General features: G+C 68.2%; 14 protein-coding genes. 6 read left to right on the top strand and 8 right to left on the bottom strand.

The window, feature by feature from the left end:
- Nucleotides 1–10: 10 nt before the first annotated feature.
- A complete protein-coding gene (locus D573_RS0109890) occupies nt 11–307 on the bottom strand; it encodes a hypothetical protein (protein WP_018144712.1) in 297 nt (98 codons plus the stop codon).
- A gap of 86 nt (nt 308–393) precedes the next feature.
- Nucleotides 394–2,307, bottom strand: a complete 1,914-nt coding sequence (locus D573_RS0109885; protein WP_018938290.1) for an ABC-F family ATP-binding cassette domain-containing protein — start codon at nt 2,305–2,307, stop codon at nt 394–396.
- A gap of 265 nt (nt 2,308–2,572) precedes the next feature.
- On the opposite strand from D573_RS0109885, the gene D573_RS0109880 reads away from it, so the two are divergent.
- A complete protein-coding gene (locus D573_RS0109880; protein ID WP_018938291.1) occupies nt 2,573–3,496 on the top strand; it encodes a GGDEF domain-containing protein in 924 nt (307 codons plus the stop codon).
- A gap of 46 nt (nt 3,497–3,542) precedes the next feature.
- On the opposite strand, the gene D573_RS0109875 is transcribed toward D573_RS0109880, so the two are convergent.
- The gene (locus D573_RS0109875) at nt 3,543–4,481 is read right to left on the bottom strand and encodes a hydrogen peroxide-inducible genes activator (RefSeq protein WP_018169200.1); all 939 of its coding nucleotides are present in this window, start codon (nt 4,479–4,481) and stop codon (nt 3,543–3,545) included.
- The gene (locus tag D573_RS0109870; RefSeq protein ID WP_026287953.1) at nt 4,478–4,834 is read right to left on the bottom strand and encodes a DUF3301 domain-containing protein; all 357 of its coding nucleotides are present in this window, start codon (nt 4,832–4,834) and stop codon (nt 4,478–4,480) included. The genes D573_RS0109875 and D573_RS0109870 overlap by 4 nt, the downstream gene beginning before the upstream one ends.
- Nucleotides 4,835–4,930: 96 nt before the next feature.
- On the opposite strand from D573_RS0109870, the gene D573_RS0109865 reads away from it, so the two are divergent.
- The 4 genes from D573_RS0109865 to D573_RS0109850 all read left to right on the top strand — a co-directional run bounded on the left by D573_RS0109865 (nt 4,931) and on the right by D573_RS0109850 (nt 9,578).
- Entirely contained in the window at nt 4,931–5,761 is an 831-nt protein-coding gene (locus D573_RS0109865) for an inositol monophosphatase family protein (protein WP_018938293.1), read from the top strand.
- The gene (locus D573_RS0109860) at nt 5,758–7,161 is read left to right on the top strand and encodes an adenylate/guanylate cyclase domain-containing protein (RefSeq protein WP_018938294.1); all 1,404 of its coding nucleotides are present in this window, start codon (nt 5,758–5,760) and stop codon (nt 7,159–7,161) included. The genes D573_RS0109865 and D573_RS0109860 overlap by 4 nt, the downstream gene beginning before the upstream one ends.
- Nucleotides 7,158–8,279: a tetratricopeptide repeat protein gene (locus D573_RS0109855; RefSeq protein WP_018938295.1), complete on the top strand. Its 1,122-nt coding sequence runs from the start codon at nt 7,158–7,160 to the stop codon at nt 8,277–8,279. Before D573_RS0109860 ends, D573_RS0109855 begins: the two co-directional genes overlap by 4 nt.
- A gap of 84 nt (nt 8,280–8,363) precedes the next feature.
- The gene (locus D573_RS0109850) at nt 8,364–9,578 is read left to right on the top strand and encodes a TraB/GumN family protein (RefSeq protein WP_018938296.1); all 1,215 of its coding nucleotides are present in this window, start codon (nt 8,364–8,366) and stop codon (nt 9,576–9,578) included.
- A 340-nt stretch (nt 9,579–9,918) separates the two neighbouring features.
- On the opposite strand, the gene D573_RS0109845 is transcribed toward D573_RS0109850, so the two are convergent.
- Genes D573_RS0109845 through D573_RS0109830 form a run of 4 tightly spaced genes read right to left on the bottom strand, consistent with a single transcriptional unit; the run spans nt 9,919 to nt 12,996 of the window.
- Nucleotides 9,919–10,917 carry a zinc-binding dehydrogenase gene (locus D573_RS0109845; protein ID WP_018938297.1) on the bottom strand — a complete coding sequence of 333 codons (999 nt, stop codon included), beginning with the start codon at nt 10,915–10,917 and terminating at the stop codon, nt 9,919–9,921.
- Nucleotides 10,918–10,976: 59 nt separating this feature from the next.
- Entirely contained in the window at nt 10,977–11,468 is a 492-nt protein-coding gene (locus D573_RS0109840) for a Slp family lipoprotein (protein WP_018144722.1), read from the bottom strand.
- A gap of 2 nt (nt 11,469–11,470) precedes the next feature.
- The gene (locus D573_RS0109835) at nt 11,471–12,055 is read right to left on the bottom strand and encodes a Slp family lipoprotein (RefSeq protein ID WP_018938298.1); all 585 of its coding nucleotides are present in this window, start codon (nt 12,053–12,055) and stop codon (nt 11,471–11,473) included.
- Nucleotides 12,056–12,099: 44 nt separating this feature from the next.
- Nucleotides 12,100–12,996 carry an HDOD domain-containing protein gene (locus D573_RS0109830; protein WP_018938299.1) on the bottom strand — a complete coding sequence of 299 codons (897 nt, stop codon included), beginning with the start codon at nt 12,994–12,996 and terminating at the stop codon, nt 12,100–12,102.
- Nucleotides 12,997–13,190: 194 nt separating this feature from the next.
- Here D573_RS0109830 and D573_RS0109825 point away from each other — a divergent pair, with 194 nt between their 5' ends.
- Nucleotides 13,191–13,985, top strand: a complete 795-nt coding sequence (locus D573_RS0109825) for a dienelactone hydrolase family protein (RefSeq protein ID WP_018938300.1) — start codon at nt 13,191–13,193, stop codon at nt 13,983–13,985.
- The last annotated feature ends 1 nt before the right edge of the window (nt 13,986 follow it).

The following is a 13,986-nucleotide window of genomic DNA, read 5'->3' as shown; positions in this document are numbered from 1 at the left end:
CCATAAACGATCAGTGCGGCCGATGCAGCAGCGGCATCTCGCCACGCTCCATCATGTGCCGGATCAATGCAGCCCGACCGGGCTCTTCCTGCTCCAGCTCGTCGGCGCACTGCGAAGGCTCGTGCGCGGCCTCCGATAGCATGACCTCCAGCTCGCGCAGGTCGACCTTGGGTTCCTGCAGGTCTTCCGGCTTCGGGTTCTCCAGCATGTTGGTTTTCCAGAACATGCGCGGGTGCCAGCAATGCAGTTTCGCATCCGGGTTGTGAAAGAGCTCGACACAGCGACGATTCAGTTCCTGTGCATTCATGGGGATCACTCCTCGCTCCAATGCATTCACCCTTATGTATAGACCCCGCAATACCCGAGTTCAAGGGTTGGTCTTTGAAGAGGGCCTCACTCCGCAGTCTCACCCCGGGCGGATTCCAGCGCCTCCAGCGCCTCCATCCACTCGGCCTCCGCCGTCTCCAGCCGACTGCGCAAATCGCCCTGTTCGCGGGTCAATTGGGCCAGACGATCCGCCGCCTCATCGGCGTACAGCGCCGGATCGGCCAGCTCGGTCTCCAGCGCATCCAGTCGTTCCTGAACACGGACACATTCCTGCTCGGCTCGGTCCGCACTCTTTTTCAGTGGCTTGAGCGCGGCACGCGCCTGCGCCGCCTGCTGCCGCCGTTCCTTCTGTGACAGTGCCGGACCACTCGGGGACGTCGTGGCGGGCGTTCCAGGGTCTTTCGCGGCGACACTTTCCCGCTCGCGGGCCTTCAGCTCGCGGGCGTAGTCATCCAGGTCCCCCTCGAAGTCGCTCAGGTGGCCGCCTTCCACCTTCCAGAAACGGTCGCAGACGCGAGCCAGCAGTTCACGGTCATGCGCCACCACCACCAGGCCACCGGCATAGTTCTCCAGCGCCTCGGCCAGCGCCTCGCGCATGTCCAGATCCAGGTGGTTGGTGGGTTCATCCAGCAGCAGTAACGAGGGCGCCTGCCAGATCAGCAGCGCCAGTACCAGGCGCACCCGCTCCCCGCCGGAACACTGACCCACCGGAGCGTCCGCTTTCTCGCCGGGAAAACCCATGCCACCGAGAAAGTTGCGCAGGCGCTGCTCCTCGGCACGCGGGTCCTGACGTTGCAGGTGCACCAGGGGCGAGGCCTTCAGGTCCAGCTGCTCGCTCTGGTGCTGGGCAAAATAGCCGACCTTCAGGTTCGGCTCCACGCGGCGCTCGCCCGCGGTCGGGGCCAGCTCGCCGGCCAGCAGCGTCAAGAGTGTCGATTTTCCGGCACCGTTCGGGCCCAGTACGCCGATCCGGTCCTCGGGGCGCAGACGTAAAGTCGTCGGATGCAGGCGGACGCGATCCCCGGATCGGACCTCGGCATGATCCAGCGCCAGCAGGGGGTCGGGCAGACGCTCCGGGGTCGGAATCTCCAGGTGAATCGGCCGGGCCGCGCGGATCACCGCAACCTCGTCGAGCTTCTCCAGACGCTTCAGTCGGCTCTGGGCCTGGCGGGCCTTGCTCGCCTTGGCACGGAAGCGACGGACAAAGTCCTCCAGGTGGGCGCGCTCGGCCGCCACCTTTGCGGCCGACGCCTCGCTCTGGGCCATGGCCTCGGCGCGCTTGGCCTCGGCGTGGGTGTAGCTGCCGGCGTATAGCGCGATACCACCGCGCTCGATGTGCGCGATATGGGTGCAGACCGAATCAAGAAACCGACGGTCATGCGCAATCACGATCACCGTCCCCGGATAACGCGCCAGCCAGTCCTCCAGCCACAGGATGGTCTCGACATCCAGGTGGTTGGTGGGCTCGTCCAGCAACAAGAGATCCGAGCGCGTCATCAGCGTGCGCGCCAGGCCCAGGCGCATGCGCCAGCCGCCGGAGAAATCGCTCATGGGCCGATCCGCATCCGCCGCAGCGAATCCGAGGCCTGCCAGCAGTCGGCGCGCACGGGCATCGGCCGTCCAGCCGTCAATCGCCTCCAGCGCCCCAAACAGGCGGGCCTGCTCGGCGCCATCGGACACCTGCTCCAGGCGCTGCTGCAGGTCGCGCAGTTCGGTATCCCCATCCAGCACGTAGTCCACGGCCGAGCGCTCGCTCCCGGGAACCTCCTGTGGAAGGTGCGCCACCACCCATTCCGCGGGCTGGTCGATTTCGCCGGCATCCAGGCTCAATTCGCCCTGCAACGCCGCCAGCAGGCTGGACTTGCCGGACCCGTTGGCGCCGGTCAGGCCGACGCGCCAGCCCGCATGCACGGTGAGGCTGGCGTGCTGCAGCAGGATCTGGCGGCCGCGACGCAGCTCGATATCTTGTATTCGAATCATGCGGCGCAGTGTAGGGCAAGCGCGCGCCCGGCTCATGTAGACCGGCCGTTCCTCGGGAAACGCCGCCCCGGCGCAGGGTGTCAGAATCCTGCCACCCCTTGCCGCCTGCGGCGGTGAGGACCTGCCGGGGGCGGCGAAAAATCGCCGATTTTCCGTCAAGGGCTCCGTTATACGTGACACAAGTCTCTGTTTTCACTAAATATACGATAAGTGGCATGGATCTGGCTTTACTCTCGATCCAACGATCGATGCAAGCGAGACGGCCATGAACCGCGATGGGAACGCCCACAACCTGCGACTGGTATCCGCCAAGGGCAAGACGACTGGCGATGCCGGGACGCCCTTTGATGCCCTTGCCTTCGTGCAGGCCCTGTCCTCCAGCCTCGAGCTCGGGACCGTCCTCGCCCGCCTGCAGGAACACCTGCACGCCCAGGTCCATCACAGCGGCTGGTTCTTCATCCTGCAGGAGAGTGACGAGACCTGGTCCGGCGGCGACGAGGATCGCCATCGCATCGAATACGGCATGAGCTTCAACAACGAGACCATGGGCTCGCTGATCCTGATGCGCGGACGCCGCTTCAGTGACGACGAACAGCAGTTGATCGAGGCTTTGCTGGGGCTGGCCGCCCCGGCACTGGCCAACGCCCTGCGTTTCCAGCGCCTGAACGAAAGCCTGGAGACCGATGAACTGACCGGTCTCGGCAACCGCCGCGCCTTCGAGAAACAGGGCGCCCAGTGGCTGTCCGACTGTCGCCGCCAGGATCGCCCGATGTCGGTGCTGGCGATCGATCTCGATCACTTCAAGCAGATCAACGATGAATACGGCCACAGCGTGGGCGACGACATCCTGCGCCTGGTGGCGCAGACCCTGCGCAGCACCACCCGCGAATCCGACCTGTGTGTGCGCATGGGCGGCGAGGAGTTCCTGGCGGTGCTGCCCGGCGCGGATCTCAGCCGCGCCATGGAATGCGGCGAGCGCATCCGCCTGGCTATTGCCGCCCTGCGCGCCTGCGCCAAGGCCACCGACAAGTCCGCGCTGGAGAGCGACGGCGCGGTCAAGGTGACCGCGAGCGTTGGTGTGGCCGGCGTCGGGCGCGGCGCCACCCTGCAGTCCGCCTACCAGGCGGCGGACGAGGCCCTGTATGCGGCCAAGCAGGCCGGGCGCAACCGCGTCCTTGCCGGCAACTGAGCCGCGGCAGCCCATCCCGCGCGAATCCGCATTGCCTTGAAGCCGCCTACCCCGCGCCGGGCTGGATAAAATCGACGCAGGTCAGCGGGGTCGAGAGCACCGCGCGCCGCAGCGCCTCGATGGCCTCCGGACGCGGGAAGCTGGTGCGCCATGCCAGGGCCACACGGCGGCTGGGCGCCGGATCCTGAAACCGCCGCACGGCCAGCAGTCGCTGGGCATAACGATCCGCCCCCACCGCCGTGCACGGGAGGATCGTTACCCCCATCCCCGAGGCCACCATGTGGCGGATTGTCTCCAGCGACGACCCCTCCAGATTGCGCGGCGTACTGCCATCCGCAGTCACCGTACGCTGACAGTCCGGGCAGCGCTCCAGCACCTGGTCGCGAAAACAGTGTCCGGCGCCCAGCATCAGCAGGGTCGCATCGGCCATGTCCTCCAGGCGCAGGGGTTCCTTGTCCTTCAGCGGGTGCGCCGCCGGCAGCACGGCCATGAACGGTTCGTCGTACAAGGGAAGCGTGACCACGCCCGGCTCCTCGAACGGCAACGAAATGAGGATCGCGTCGAGCTCACCCTGCTTGAGCCGCTCGCGCAACCGCCCGGTGTAGTTCTCATCGATCACCAGCGGCATGTTCGGCGCGCGCTCGTGCAGCGCGGGAATCAGCTCCGGCAGCAGGTACGGACCGATGGTGTAGATCGCACCCAGGCGTAGCGGGCCGGAGAGTTGATCCTGACTCTGTACGGCAACCGAGCGCAGCTGTTCGACCTCGGCCAGCACGCGCCGCGCCTGCGCGATAATCTGCTCACCTGCCGGCGTCACGTTGACCTCGCCGCGGCCGCGCTCGAACAGTGTCACGCCCAGTTCTTCCTCGAACTTGCGCACCGCCACCGACAGCGATGGCTGACTGACATGGCTGGCCGCGGCCGCCCGCCCAAAGTGGCGGGCATCGGCGACGGCGACCACATACCGCAGCTCGCTCAGGGTCACCGGGGCGCCCCTCCGCTGTTGTCATCGCTGTCCAGCCCCTGAAACTCGCGGCCACCGTCCGGCCAGTCCAGGGTCACGCGCTTCAACTGTCGGCCTTCCAGCGAGATCTCGCCGGGATGTCGCCCCGCCCCATCGGCGGAAAACTCGAGGCGGTAGCGGCGTTGCAGGGCCAGGCCGCGGTCGCCCCAGACCAGGCGCTGGCCGGTACGCACGACGGTGGCATCGAGCAGCTGCACCCCTGCCCGCTCGCAGGCCTGCCGCCCCACCCGACGGGCACGTTCGTTGGCACGCCAGGTGTCATTAACGTAAAACCCTATCAAGGCGATGGATATGATTATGATCAAGCCGGTCATGGACCGGTATGATAAGCGCAATCGAACCCGAGTTTTTCCGGGCATGCCCGGCCGTCTCCGGTTCGTTTACCTTGCCACCAGCGTTTCCGGGTCTGCATGACTACCACTGCCATCCCCTTCTCCGATCTCGCGCAGGGCCTGCGCGAGATCGGGCAGCAAGAACTGCTGCCCCGCTTCGAGGCCGATATCGCCGTTGATTACAAGGCAGACGGCAGCGTAATCACCGAGGCCGACCACGCGGTGGATGCGCGTGTACGCACCCTGCTGGGCGAATACGGACAGGACACGCCGGTACTGAGCGAGGAACAGGCACGCGGCGAACAGGCACGCGTACTGGAGACCGCCCCCGCCTTCTGGCTGGTGGACCCGCTGGACGGCACCTCCAATTTCGCCGGTGGCATGCCCTTCTTCGCCATCTCCATCGCCCGCATCGAGGGTGACCGGGTCACCCATGGTGCGACCTACGATCCGGTACGCGAAGAACTCTTTACCGCCACCGAAGACAGCGCGCTGGAGCTCAACGGGGTCACCCCGCCGGCGACCACTCGCCCTCCCGTCACGGAGCTGGGCCGCGCCATCGCCCTGGTGGACTACAAGCGCCTGGATGCCCCCCTGGCGGGTGAACTGGCCTGCAACGCGCCGTTTCGCTCGCAACGCAACCTCGGCGCCTGCGCCCTGGAGTGGGCCTGGCTGGCCGCCGGGCGCGCCGATCTGTACCTGCACGGTGGCCAGGCCCCATGGGACAGCGCGGCCGGTGGGCTGATGCTCGCCCGCGCCGGCGGTGCCATGTGCAACCTCGCGGGCGAGCCCGTATTCGGCCGATCGCTGACCAAGCGCTCCGCGGTGGCGGCGCGCTCCGACACCCTGCTCGCCGACTGGCGGGCGTGGCTGGCCCCTTGGCTTGCCGCCCCGGAGACCCCCTCGTGATCCGCCGCCGCAAGTCCGGCGGTGGCGCACGCCTGGGCGTCGGCAGCGCCGACTTCACCCCACGCTACCTGCCGATCGCATGGAAGATCGTCGCGGCGATCGCCGGGCTGACACTGGCCGGGATCGTGACCCTGTCGGCTGTGGTGCTGAACCAGGTCAGCAACGTGCTGGACAACCAAATTCGCGCCCAGGCCGAGAGCACCGTGGCGCCGGTCGCGCGGACCTCGGCGGAACTGATGCTGGCCGAGGACTACCTGACCCTGGAGACCCTGCTGAACTCACTGGTGGAGGAGGGGCGCGTCGAGTCCATCGCCGCCTACGCGATCGACCGCGGTCAGGTTGCCCGCGCCGGGACACCGCCGGAGCAATCCCTCACCGACGGGGTGTGGCCACTGGCACCGACGATGGAACCCTACCGACGCAACGTGCGCTTTCAGGACGTACAGGTGGGCTACATCGAGGCCTACATCGACACCTCGCCAATGCAGGAGCTAATCCGCAACACCCTGAACGCCGGGATCGCCACGGCCGTCGGGGTGTTTCTGCTGAGCCTGATCCTGGCAATCGACATCAGCAAGCGCCTGGTGCGCCCACTGGAACGCCTGGCCGAGAGCATGCGTTCGCGCGCCCGCCCCATGGATGACCAGGGCAACACGCTGCCGATGGTGCGCCAGGACGAGATCGCCCAGCTGACCGACGCCTTCAACGATATGGCGCGCGACCTGCTGCGCAAGGACCAGGTCGAGGCCGCCCTGCGCCGCTACGTGTCGGACGCCATCGCCCAGGACATCCTGGAGAATCTGGACCGGGTGGAGCTGGGCGGACGCGCACTGGAGGGATCGGTACTGTTTGCCGACATCCAGGGCTACACCGCGCTTTCGGAGCGCTGCAGCCCGGAGGCCCTGGGCCGCATGCTCAACGAATTCTTCGGCCCGATGTCGGAATGCATTGCCCGTCACGGCGGCACGGTGGACAAGTACATGGGCGACTGTACCATGGCGGTCTTCGGCCTCGGGGCGGACGCCGGAAACCATCGCCTGACCGCTGTGCAGACCGGCCTGGCCCTGCTGGACACCGTCGCCTCGATCAACGCCGAGCGTGAACGCCGCGGCGATACCCGGGTGGAGTTCCGTATCGGCCTGAATGCCGGCGAGATGCTGGCCGGCAACATGGGGGCCGAAGACCGCATGCAGTTCACCGTGGTCGGCGACACCGTCAACCTCGCAGCCCGCCTGGTCACGGTCGCGCCCCCCGGCGGGCTGGTCACGACTGCCGCATTCATGGAGCACGAGCAGGTGAAGGGACATTTCCGCACCGAAGACTGGGGCACCCACGAACTGCACGGGGTCAGCGAAGCCGTGCCCACCACCCGGGTACTGAACGCTACGGATCGCACATGACTGCAGCCCGCGGCCTGTTCCCGCTCGCGAGCATCCTGCTGGCCCTTCTGCTGGTCCAGGGCTGCGCCGCTCTGGACCCCTTCGCCCCGCCCGAGCAGCGCATCGAACGCGCCCTGGAGACGGGTAACTACCAGCATGCCCTCGATCTGATCGACGAGCACGACCCGGAACCGCGAGCCCGATGGGCCGAGCGCCGGGCAGCCATCGAGGACGAGGCCGCGACCGCCGCGGCCGAGGCGATGCACGAGGCGCGCGCCGCCTCGGCCGAAGGCGCGGTCGCTCAGGCCCTGGAGATCCTCGAGACGGCCGAGGCACAACTGCCGCCGGACAGCGAACGTCGGGAATTCATCAGCCAACTGGAACGCCAGCGACAGGTTGGATTGCAGACCCTGCAGCAGCGCCACGACATCCTCGAGGCGCGCGCCCTGGTCCAGCGGCTGCGCCTGCTCGAGGTGATGCGTCCGTTGGTGCGCCACAGCGAACGGCTGCCGGACGATCCCGACCGCCTTGCCAATCGTCGCGAGCCTCTGGCGCGGGCGCTGGATGGCTACGCCGCCGACACCGATGGCGAGGAACGCCTGGAGCTACTGCACCTGGCCCAGGGCCTGGCCTCCGACTCCGAACGCGCAGAACGCATCGCGCGCCTGGAGCGGGAACTGCGCCAGGCCGAAGCCCCCGAGATCGAGGAAGAGGTCCCGCGTTCCACCATCAATGCACGCCTGCGTCAGGCCCTGGAGGCGGGCGAATTGTCCACGGCGGCGCGCTGGTGCCGCAACGAGATCACCCCAGACATCGACGCCTCCGGCCCGGACCAGGCCGCCCAGCGAGCCCATCGCGCGCTGTGCGAGGAATGGCGCGAGCGCCGAGACGCGCGCGCCGAGACGCTACTGGAGGAGGGCCGCAGCCATTACTCCGCCGGTGACATCGAAGAGGCCCTGAGACACTGGGAAGAGGGGCTCGAACTGGCGCCCGACCATGCCGGACTCCTCTCGGCCCACGAGCGTGCGCTGCGCGTGGTCGAACGCCTGGAGAGCCTTCGCGTGCCGGAACCGCTCCCCGAAGCGGAGGCAGACAGCCCGCCCGACGACGTCCCACAGGCCGAGCCCGATGCCCCGTAGCGCGCGATCCGGCGGCCGGCGCTGCGGGCCGCGCGTATTCGCCGTAGAATACGGCCCGCCCACCGGAGCAAGAGCCCGCCACGCATGAATCCCGCCGTCCAGGAACTGATCGCCGACGAACCCCACCGCGTCCTGCAACTGGGCGACACCGAAGTCGTGGTGCTGGGCACCGCGCACGTGTCGCGCGCCAGCGCCGACAAGGTCCGAGCCCTGATCGACACGGGGGCCTTTGACAGCGTGGCGGTCGAGCTATGCGAAAGCCGTCAGCGCGCGATGCTGGACCCCGACGCAGTCGGGCGCATGGACCTGTTCAGCGTGATGCGCAAGGGCCAGGCCCCGATGATCGCCGCCAGCCTGGCGCTCGGGGCCTACCAGCAACGCCTGGCCGACCAGTACGGCATCGAACCCGGCGCCGAGATGCGCGCGGCCATGGACGGCGCCCTGGACAATGGCCTCCCCCTGGCCCTGATCGACCGGGATATCGGCCTGACCCTGCGCCGCACCTACCGCGCAGTGCGCTGGTGGGAACGCATGGGGCTGATCGGCGGACTGTTCAGCTCCGTACTTTCGCGCGAGAAGATCGACGAATCCGAGATCGAGCGCCTGAAGGAAGGCGACATGCTGGAGTCCACCTTCAGCGAGTTCGCCGAGCAGTCCGAGGACCTCTACCGCACCCTGATCGAAGAGCGCGACCACTACATGGCCGCCCACCTGCGCCGCCTCGCAGCCAACCCGGAGACTCGCTGCATCCTGGCGGTGGTGGGGGCTGGCCACCTGCCCGGGATTGCCGAACAGGCCGAGGATCACCTGACCCCGCCGGACGCGATCCTCGACGCCCTGGACCAGGCCCCGCCCAAGGCGCGCTGGCCCAAGGTCGTCCCGTGGGTGGTGATCGGGATCATCCTCGCCGGCTTTGCCATCGGGTTCTCGCGCAACCCGGATATCGGCCTGCAGATGGTGACCGACTGGGTGCTGATCAATGGCGGCCTGGCGGCCCTCGGCGCGATCATCGCCCTGGCCCATCCGCTAACCGTACTCACCGCGGCCCTGGCAGCCCCGCTGACCTCGCTGAACCCCACCATCGGGGTCGGCTTTGTCGCGGCCGCGGCCGAGCTGTTCCTGCGCAAGCCGCGGGTCTCCGACTTTGCCAGTCTGCGTCAGGACACCACCACGCCACGCGGCTGGTGGCGCAACCGCGTCTCGCGCGTGTTGCTGGTTTTCCTGCTGACCACCCTGGGCTCGGCCGCCGGCACCTACATCGGCGGCGCACGCATCTTCAGCCACCTCGTCGGCAGCTAATCTCCTCCCCCGCGCGCTTCAGGAGTCCACCCCGAAGCGCGCGAAGGGCGATTTCACCACAGAGGGCACGGAGAGGGGTGCGTTTTGGCAGCACCACGTGGTCGAAGCCGTGGCCCTCGCAATGCTGGAAGTGCTGAGGCCGCAGTGCCCGTCGTCATCGCAAGCCGCGAAGCGGCGTGGCGATCTGCGCGGACTGGCGCGGCGTTTGGGTAGTACCTCGATCGCTAAACAACGCCCCGACGGATCCGCCACCTCGCCTTTCTTCGTGGCCTCCGTGGTGAATCGCCCTGGACCTTGCCCTTCTGCGTGTCTTCGTGCGCTTCGTAGTTGCAAGACCCGCTTATTCGGGGATGCGCAGCACGAGCTTGCCGCGGCGGCCGCCGGCTTCGATGCGCCGGTGGGCCTCGGCGGCCTCGGCCAGCGGGAGGGTATCCTCGACGTTGACCTGCAAGCGACCGCTGGCCAGCCGGGCCAGACCCTCGGCCACCAGGGTGGCCTGGTGCTTCAGACGGCGGCGGTCATTCTCCAGCATCGGGGTCAGCATCAGCTCCAGGCTGATGCTCGGGTTGCGCAGCCGCGCCGGGTTCCAGTCGGTATCCGCCGGGGGGGCCAGAAGGGTCACCAGATCCCCGCCATAGGCCACCTGCGTCAGTCCCTCGCGGAAGACCTCGCCACCAACGGTGTCCAGCACGATGTCGAAGCCACGCCCATCGGTGTACTGCATGATCGCGTCCGCGGCATCCGGCTTGCGCAGGTCGACGACATCGCCCCCAAGTGCGGTGACAATCGTGCCCGCCTCGTCGCGCCGCACCAGCCCCAGTACCCGGCCGCCGGCAGCGCGTGCGATCTGTACGGCCATCTGCCCGACCCCGCCGGCCGCCGCGTGAACCAGCACGCTCTGGCCGCGCTGCAGGTCGGCCCGCTCGAACAGGGCCTCCCAGGCGGTCAGCCAGGTAAGCGGCAGGGCGGCGGCCTGGGCATCGGATACCGCCGCCGGCACCGGGACCACCGCGGCCTCGGGCACCACGACCTGTTCGGCGTAGGTCCCCGGATCAGCCCCGACCCCACCAAAACAGAAGGCAACCCGCTGCCCCGGCCGCGCGTGATGCACGGCGCTGCCACATTCCTCGATGATGCCCACCCCATCGCAGCCCGGCGTGTTGCGCGGCGCACCGGGGACGATCATCCCCCCGGCGCGCACCTTCGTATCCACCGGATTGACACCGGCCGCCAGCATCCGGATGCGGACCTGGTCGGGGGCCGTGAGCGCCGGCTCCGCTACTTCGTCCAGACGCAGGGCCTCGGCGGCTCCGGGTTCGTCGAACACGACTGCTCGCATGAATACTCCTCGTTGCATGGGGATTCGTGGAAACGCGCGCCGGCCGCCCCGAGTGCGGCCTACAGGCCGATCCCGATGCCTATGCCAAAGCGCACACCACCGGAAGAACGCGCCGGCTCGGGCTCCGGCCACAGGTGCACCGAGTGGGCCTCCAGCACCGGGAAGACGTAGTCCAGCTCGCCGATCCGGCCGTCCTCGACCCCGGTCACCGTGCCGACACCGGTAACCCGGCGCCCGGCACGGTAGTCCACCGGGTCGGCGAAGCCCTCCACACGCAGGCGGAAACGCCCGGTGGTGGACTGCCGCGTCTGTGGCTCCTGACGACTGAGGGGGTACCCGACCACCTCGATGAAGGTCGCCTCGGCGCGATTGTCCACGCGCGCGATCACCCCGCCCCATACCTGCTCGTCGGGCGGCAGGCTATCGGCGGTGACTGCACGCGGCTCGACCTGCACGGCCGGGTCATCCGGGGCCTCCAGCGGGCCGGACGCGCAGGCGGCCAGGAACACGGGCAGCAGCAATGCCAGAAAAGGACGCAGGAATCGGGTCATGCTCACCAGTACCAGGGATGCGGGTGATAGCGCCCATAGAGGCCGTAACGCGGGCCCCAGGGGCTATAGAACGGGTCATAAAACGGGTCGTAGAACGGATCGCGATAGCCGCGCTCCGCCGGTGGCGGGCGCCGCGACCACAGGTAGACCGCATCCGCCTGCAGCGTAACGAAGGTATAGGCGTAGTCACCGATGCGGCCCTCCTCGATCCCGTGGATGACACCCCGCACGGTCACCTCGCGGCCTTCCTTGTAAATCTGCGGGTCGAGGAAACCGCTGCTAACCACGCGGAAGCGCCCGGGTGAGCGATCCGCCTCCTGCGGTCGCCCCTGGCGATCAAGTTCGCGGGCCACCACCTCCAGCCGGGTACCGCCCGAGGTGTTCTCGATGTCCGCAATCACCCCGCCCCAGACCACGGTCTCGCCCTTCACGGCCTCGGGATCCGCCAGCACCTGATCGCGATCGGGGGCGGCAGCAGGCAACGGGGAAAGGGCCGCCGGAACCCCGGCACACCCTGTCAGCAGGAGCAGCAGCCCCGTCAGGACCAGCGCGCGCAATCGTACCAGTGGCAATGCCCGACTCTGCATAGCCGATGGGACTCGAGCGCCAGCCTCAAGTTCACGGCGAGCAGTCATGGCCGCGGCTCCCCCTCGTGCGCCGGATCGCAAAGGTCCTGCACCGCCAGCACCTCGTGCTGGGCCTCCTCCACTGCGGAGAGCAAGACCTCGGGGGCCAGGTGCAGGGCGTCCCACACCGCCGGATCTACCGGGGGCGCATCCGCCCAGTCGCGTGAATCGATCTCGGCGAGATGGGCACCGGTGTTGGCCAGATGCACCAGCATCACGGCGGTGCGATTGCGCTCCGGCGCCTGCAGCGGCTGATGGTGACCGGCGAGGCAGTCGACCAGGAGTTCGGGCAGACCCCAGTGCGCGGCCAGGGCCCCACCCAGCTCCGCATGATCGAAGCCCAGTTGCGCGCGCTCCGCGCCCTGCGGGCTCAGGCCGTCGCCAACATCCAGACTGGAGAGGAAGGCCCGGTGGGCCGATTCCGGCGACTGCGAGAACAACAACAGCTTGCCAAGATCATGCAGCAGGCCGGCCAGGAAGATCCCGCTGGCCTGGCGCGGCGACACGCGCATCGCCAGTTGCCGCGCGATCACCGCGCAGTAGGCCGAATGGCGCCAGAACACCTCCAGCGGCAGGCGCTCCTGATCCGGGATGCTGGCCGTGGCGCGGGTGATCGCGCTCGCCACGACCAGACGCTGCAGGGCATCGCGACCCAGCATGGCAATCGCGCGGTCCACCGAGTCAACCGGACGCGCCGGGGCATAGGCAGGGCTGTTGGCGATGCGCAGGACCAGGGCCACCAGGCCGGGATCGCGTCCCAGGCTGCTGGCGATCCTGGCAGCCGTGGCATCGTCGTCCTCCAGCAGGCGCGCAACCTCGAACACCACCTGTGGCATGGCCAGAAGCTTGTCAGCCGACTGGACGCGGGCCTCAAGGGAATCGTTGGCGGATCGGTCGGACATGGATGGATCCTCTTGCCGAGGCGGAACGGGGATCGCTGCGCCTCACTCGTCCTGTTTCGAGGCCACCTCGCGCATGTGGCCCCGACCTCTCTACTGTAGCCGCTGTCCCCTTCGTTGTAACCCGGCCGGGCCCGAACCATACTCGCAGGCCCGGGTCGAAAATACGACGCTTCGTCCACCAAGGAGGCGCCCATATGTTTAGCAAGTCCGCATTTGCGCCGCTGGCCGTTTTGCTCGCCGGCCTGCTCCCCGGCATGGCCCTGGCCGGCATCCAGACCGAAGAGATCGCCTACGACCATGACGGCGACGAGATGACCGGCTATCTGGCCCATCCCGAAGGCGACGGGCCACACCCGGCGGTCCTGGTCATTCACGAATGGTGGGGCCACAACGACTACGCCCGCGACCGTGCCGAGCAGCTGGCCCGCGAGGGCTACACCGCCTTCGCCCTGGATATGTACGGCAGCGGCAAGCTGGCCGATCACCCGTCCACCGCCGGCGAGTTCGCCGGAGAAATCCGCGAGAATCGCGACCTGATGCTGGGCCGCTTCCAGGCCGCCTACGACTGGCTGCGCGCGCATGATGCCAGCGCGGATGCGGCGCCCTCCGCAGTCGGCTACTGCTTCGGCGGCACCGTGGCCCTCGAGGCCGCGCGCGCAGGGATGGACCTGAACGTGGCGGCGAGCTTCCACGGCGGCCTGGCAACCGAGCACCCGGCCGAGGTCGGCAAGGTGTCGGCCGAACTGCTGTCCTTCACCGGTACCGCAGACCCGATGATCCCGCCGGAGCAGGTCGCCGGTTTCCAGAAGGAGATGCAGGAGGCCGAAGTACGCTACAGCGTGGTGGAATTCTCCGGTGTGAAGCACAGCTTCACCAATCCGGGGGCCGATGCCATTGCCGAGGAGTTCGACATGCCGGTCGGCTATGACGCGCGCGCCGACCACGATTCCTGGAACCACCTGCTGGGTGTCCTCCGCGATCGGCATTAAA

Origin of the sequence: Thioalkalivibrio sp. AKL9 (assembly GCF_000377825.1) — a bacterium.
Classification (GTDB): Bacteria; Pseudomonadota; Gammaproteobacteria; order Ectothiorhodospirales; family Ectothiorhodospiraceae; genus Thioalkalivibrio; species Thioalkalivibrio versutus.
This window is presented reverse-complemented; position numbering and strand designations above follow the sequence as displayed.

Bases quoted from the DNA above. Each gene is read 5' to 3' on its own strand.
- D573_RS0109880 (WP_018938291.1), top strand. From the start codon at position 2,573: ATGAACCGCGATGGGAACGCCCACAACCTGCGACTGGTATCCGCCAAG.
- D573_RS0109890 (WP_018144712.1), bottom strand. From the start codon at position 307: ATGAATGCACAGGAACTGAATCGTCGCTGTGTCGAGCTCTTTCACAAC.
- D573_RS0109855 (WP_018938295.1), top strand. From the start codon at position 7,158: ATGACTGCAGCCCGCGGCCTGTTCCCGCTCGCGAGCATCCTGCTGGCC.
- D573_RS0109840 (WP_018144722.1), bottom strand. From the start codon at position 11,468: ATGACCCGATTCCTGCGTCCTTTTCTGGCATTGCTGCTGCCCGTGTTC.
- D573_RS0109825 (WP_018938300.1), top strand. From the start codon at position 13,191: ATGTTTAGCAAGTCCGCATTTGCGCCGCTGGCCGTTTTGCTCGCCGGC.
- D573_RS0109835 (WP_018938298.1), bottom strand. From the start codon at position 12,055: ATGCAGAGTCGGGCATTGCCACTGGTACGATTGCGCGCGCTGGTCCTG.
- D573_RS0109850 (WP_018938296.1), top strand. From the start codon at position 8,364: ATGAATCCCGCCGTCCAGGAACTGATCGCCGACGAACCCCACCGCGTC.
- D573_RS0109845 (WP_018938297.1), bottom strand. From the start codon at position 10,917: ATGCGAGCAGTCGTGTTCGACGAACCCGGAGCCGCCGAGGCCCTGCGT.
- D573_RS0109885 (WP_018938290.1), bottom strand. From the start codon at position 2,307: ATGATTCGAATACAAGATATCGAGCTGCGTCGCGGCCGCCAGATCCTG.
- D573_RS0109830 (WP_018938299.1), bottom strand. From the start codon at position 12,996: ATGTCCGACCGATCCGCCAACGATTCCCTTGAGGCCCGCGTCCAGTCG.
- D573_RS0109870 (WP_026287953.1), bottom strand. From the start codon at position 4,834: ATGACCGGCTTGATCATAATCATATCCATCGCCTTGATAGGGTTTTAC.
- D573_RS0109865 (WP_018938293.1), top strand. From the start codon at position 4,931: ATGACTACCACTGCCATCCCCTTCTCCGATCTCGCGCAGGGCCTGCGC.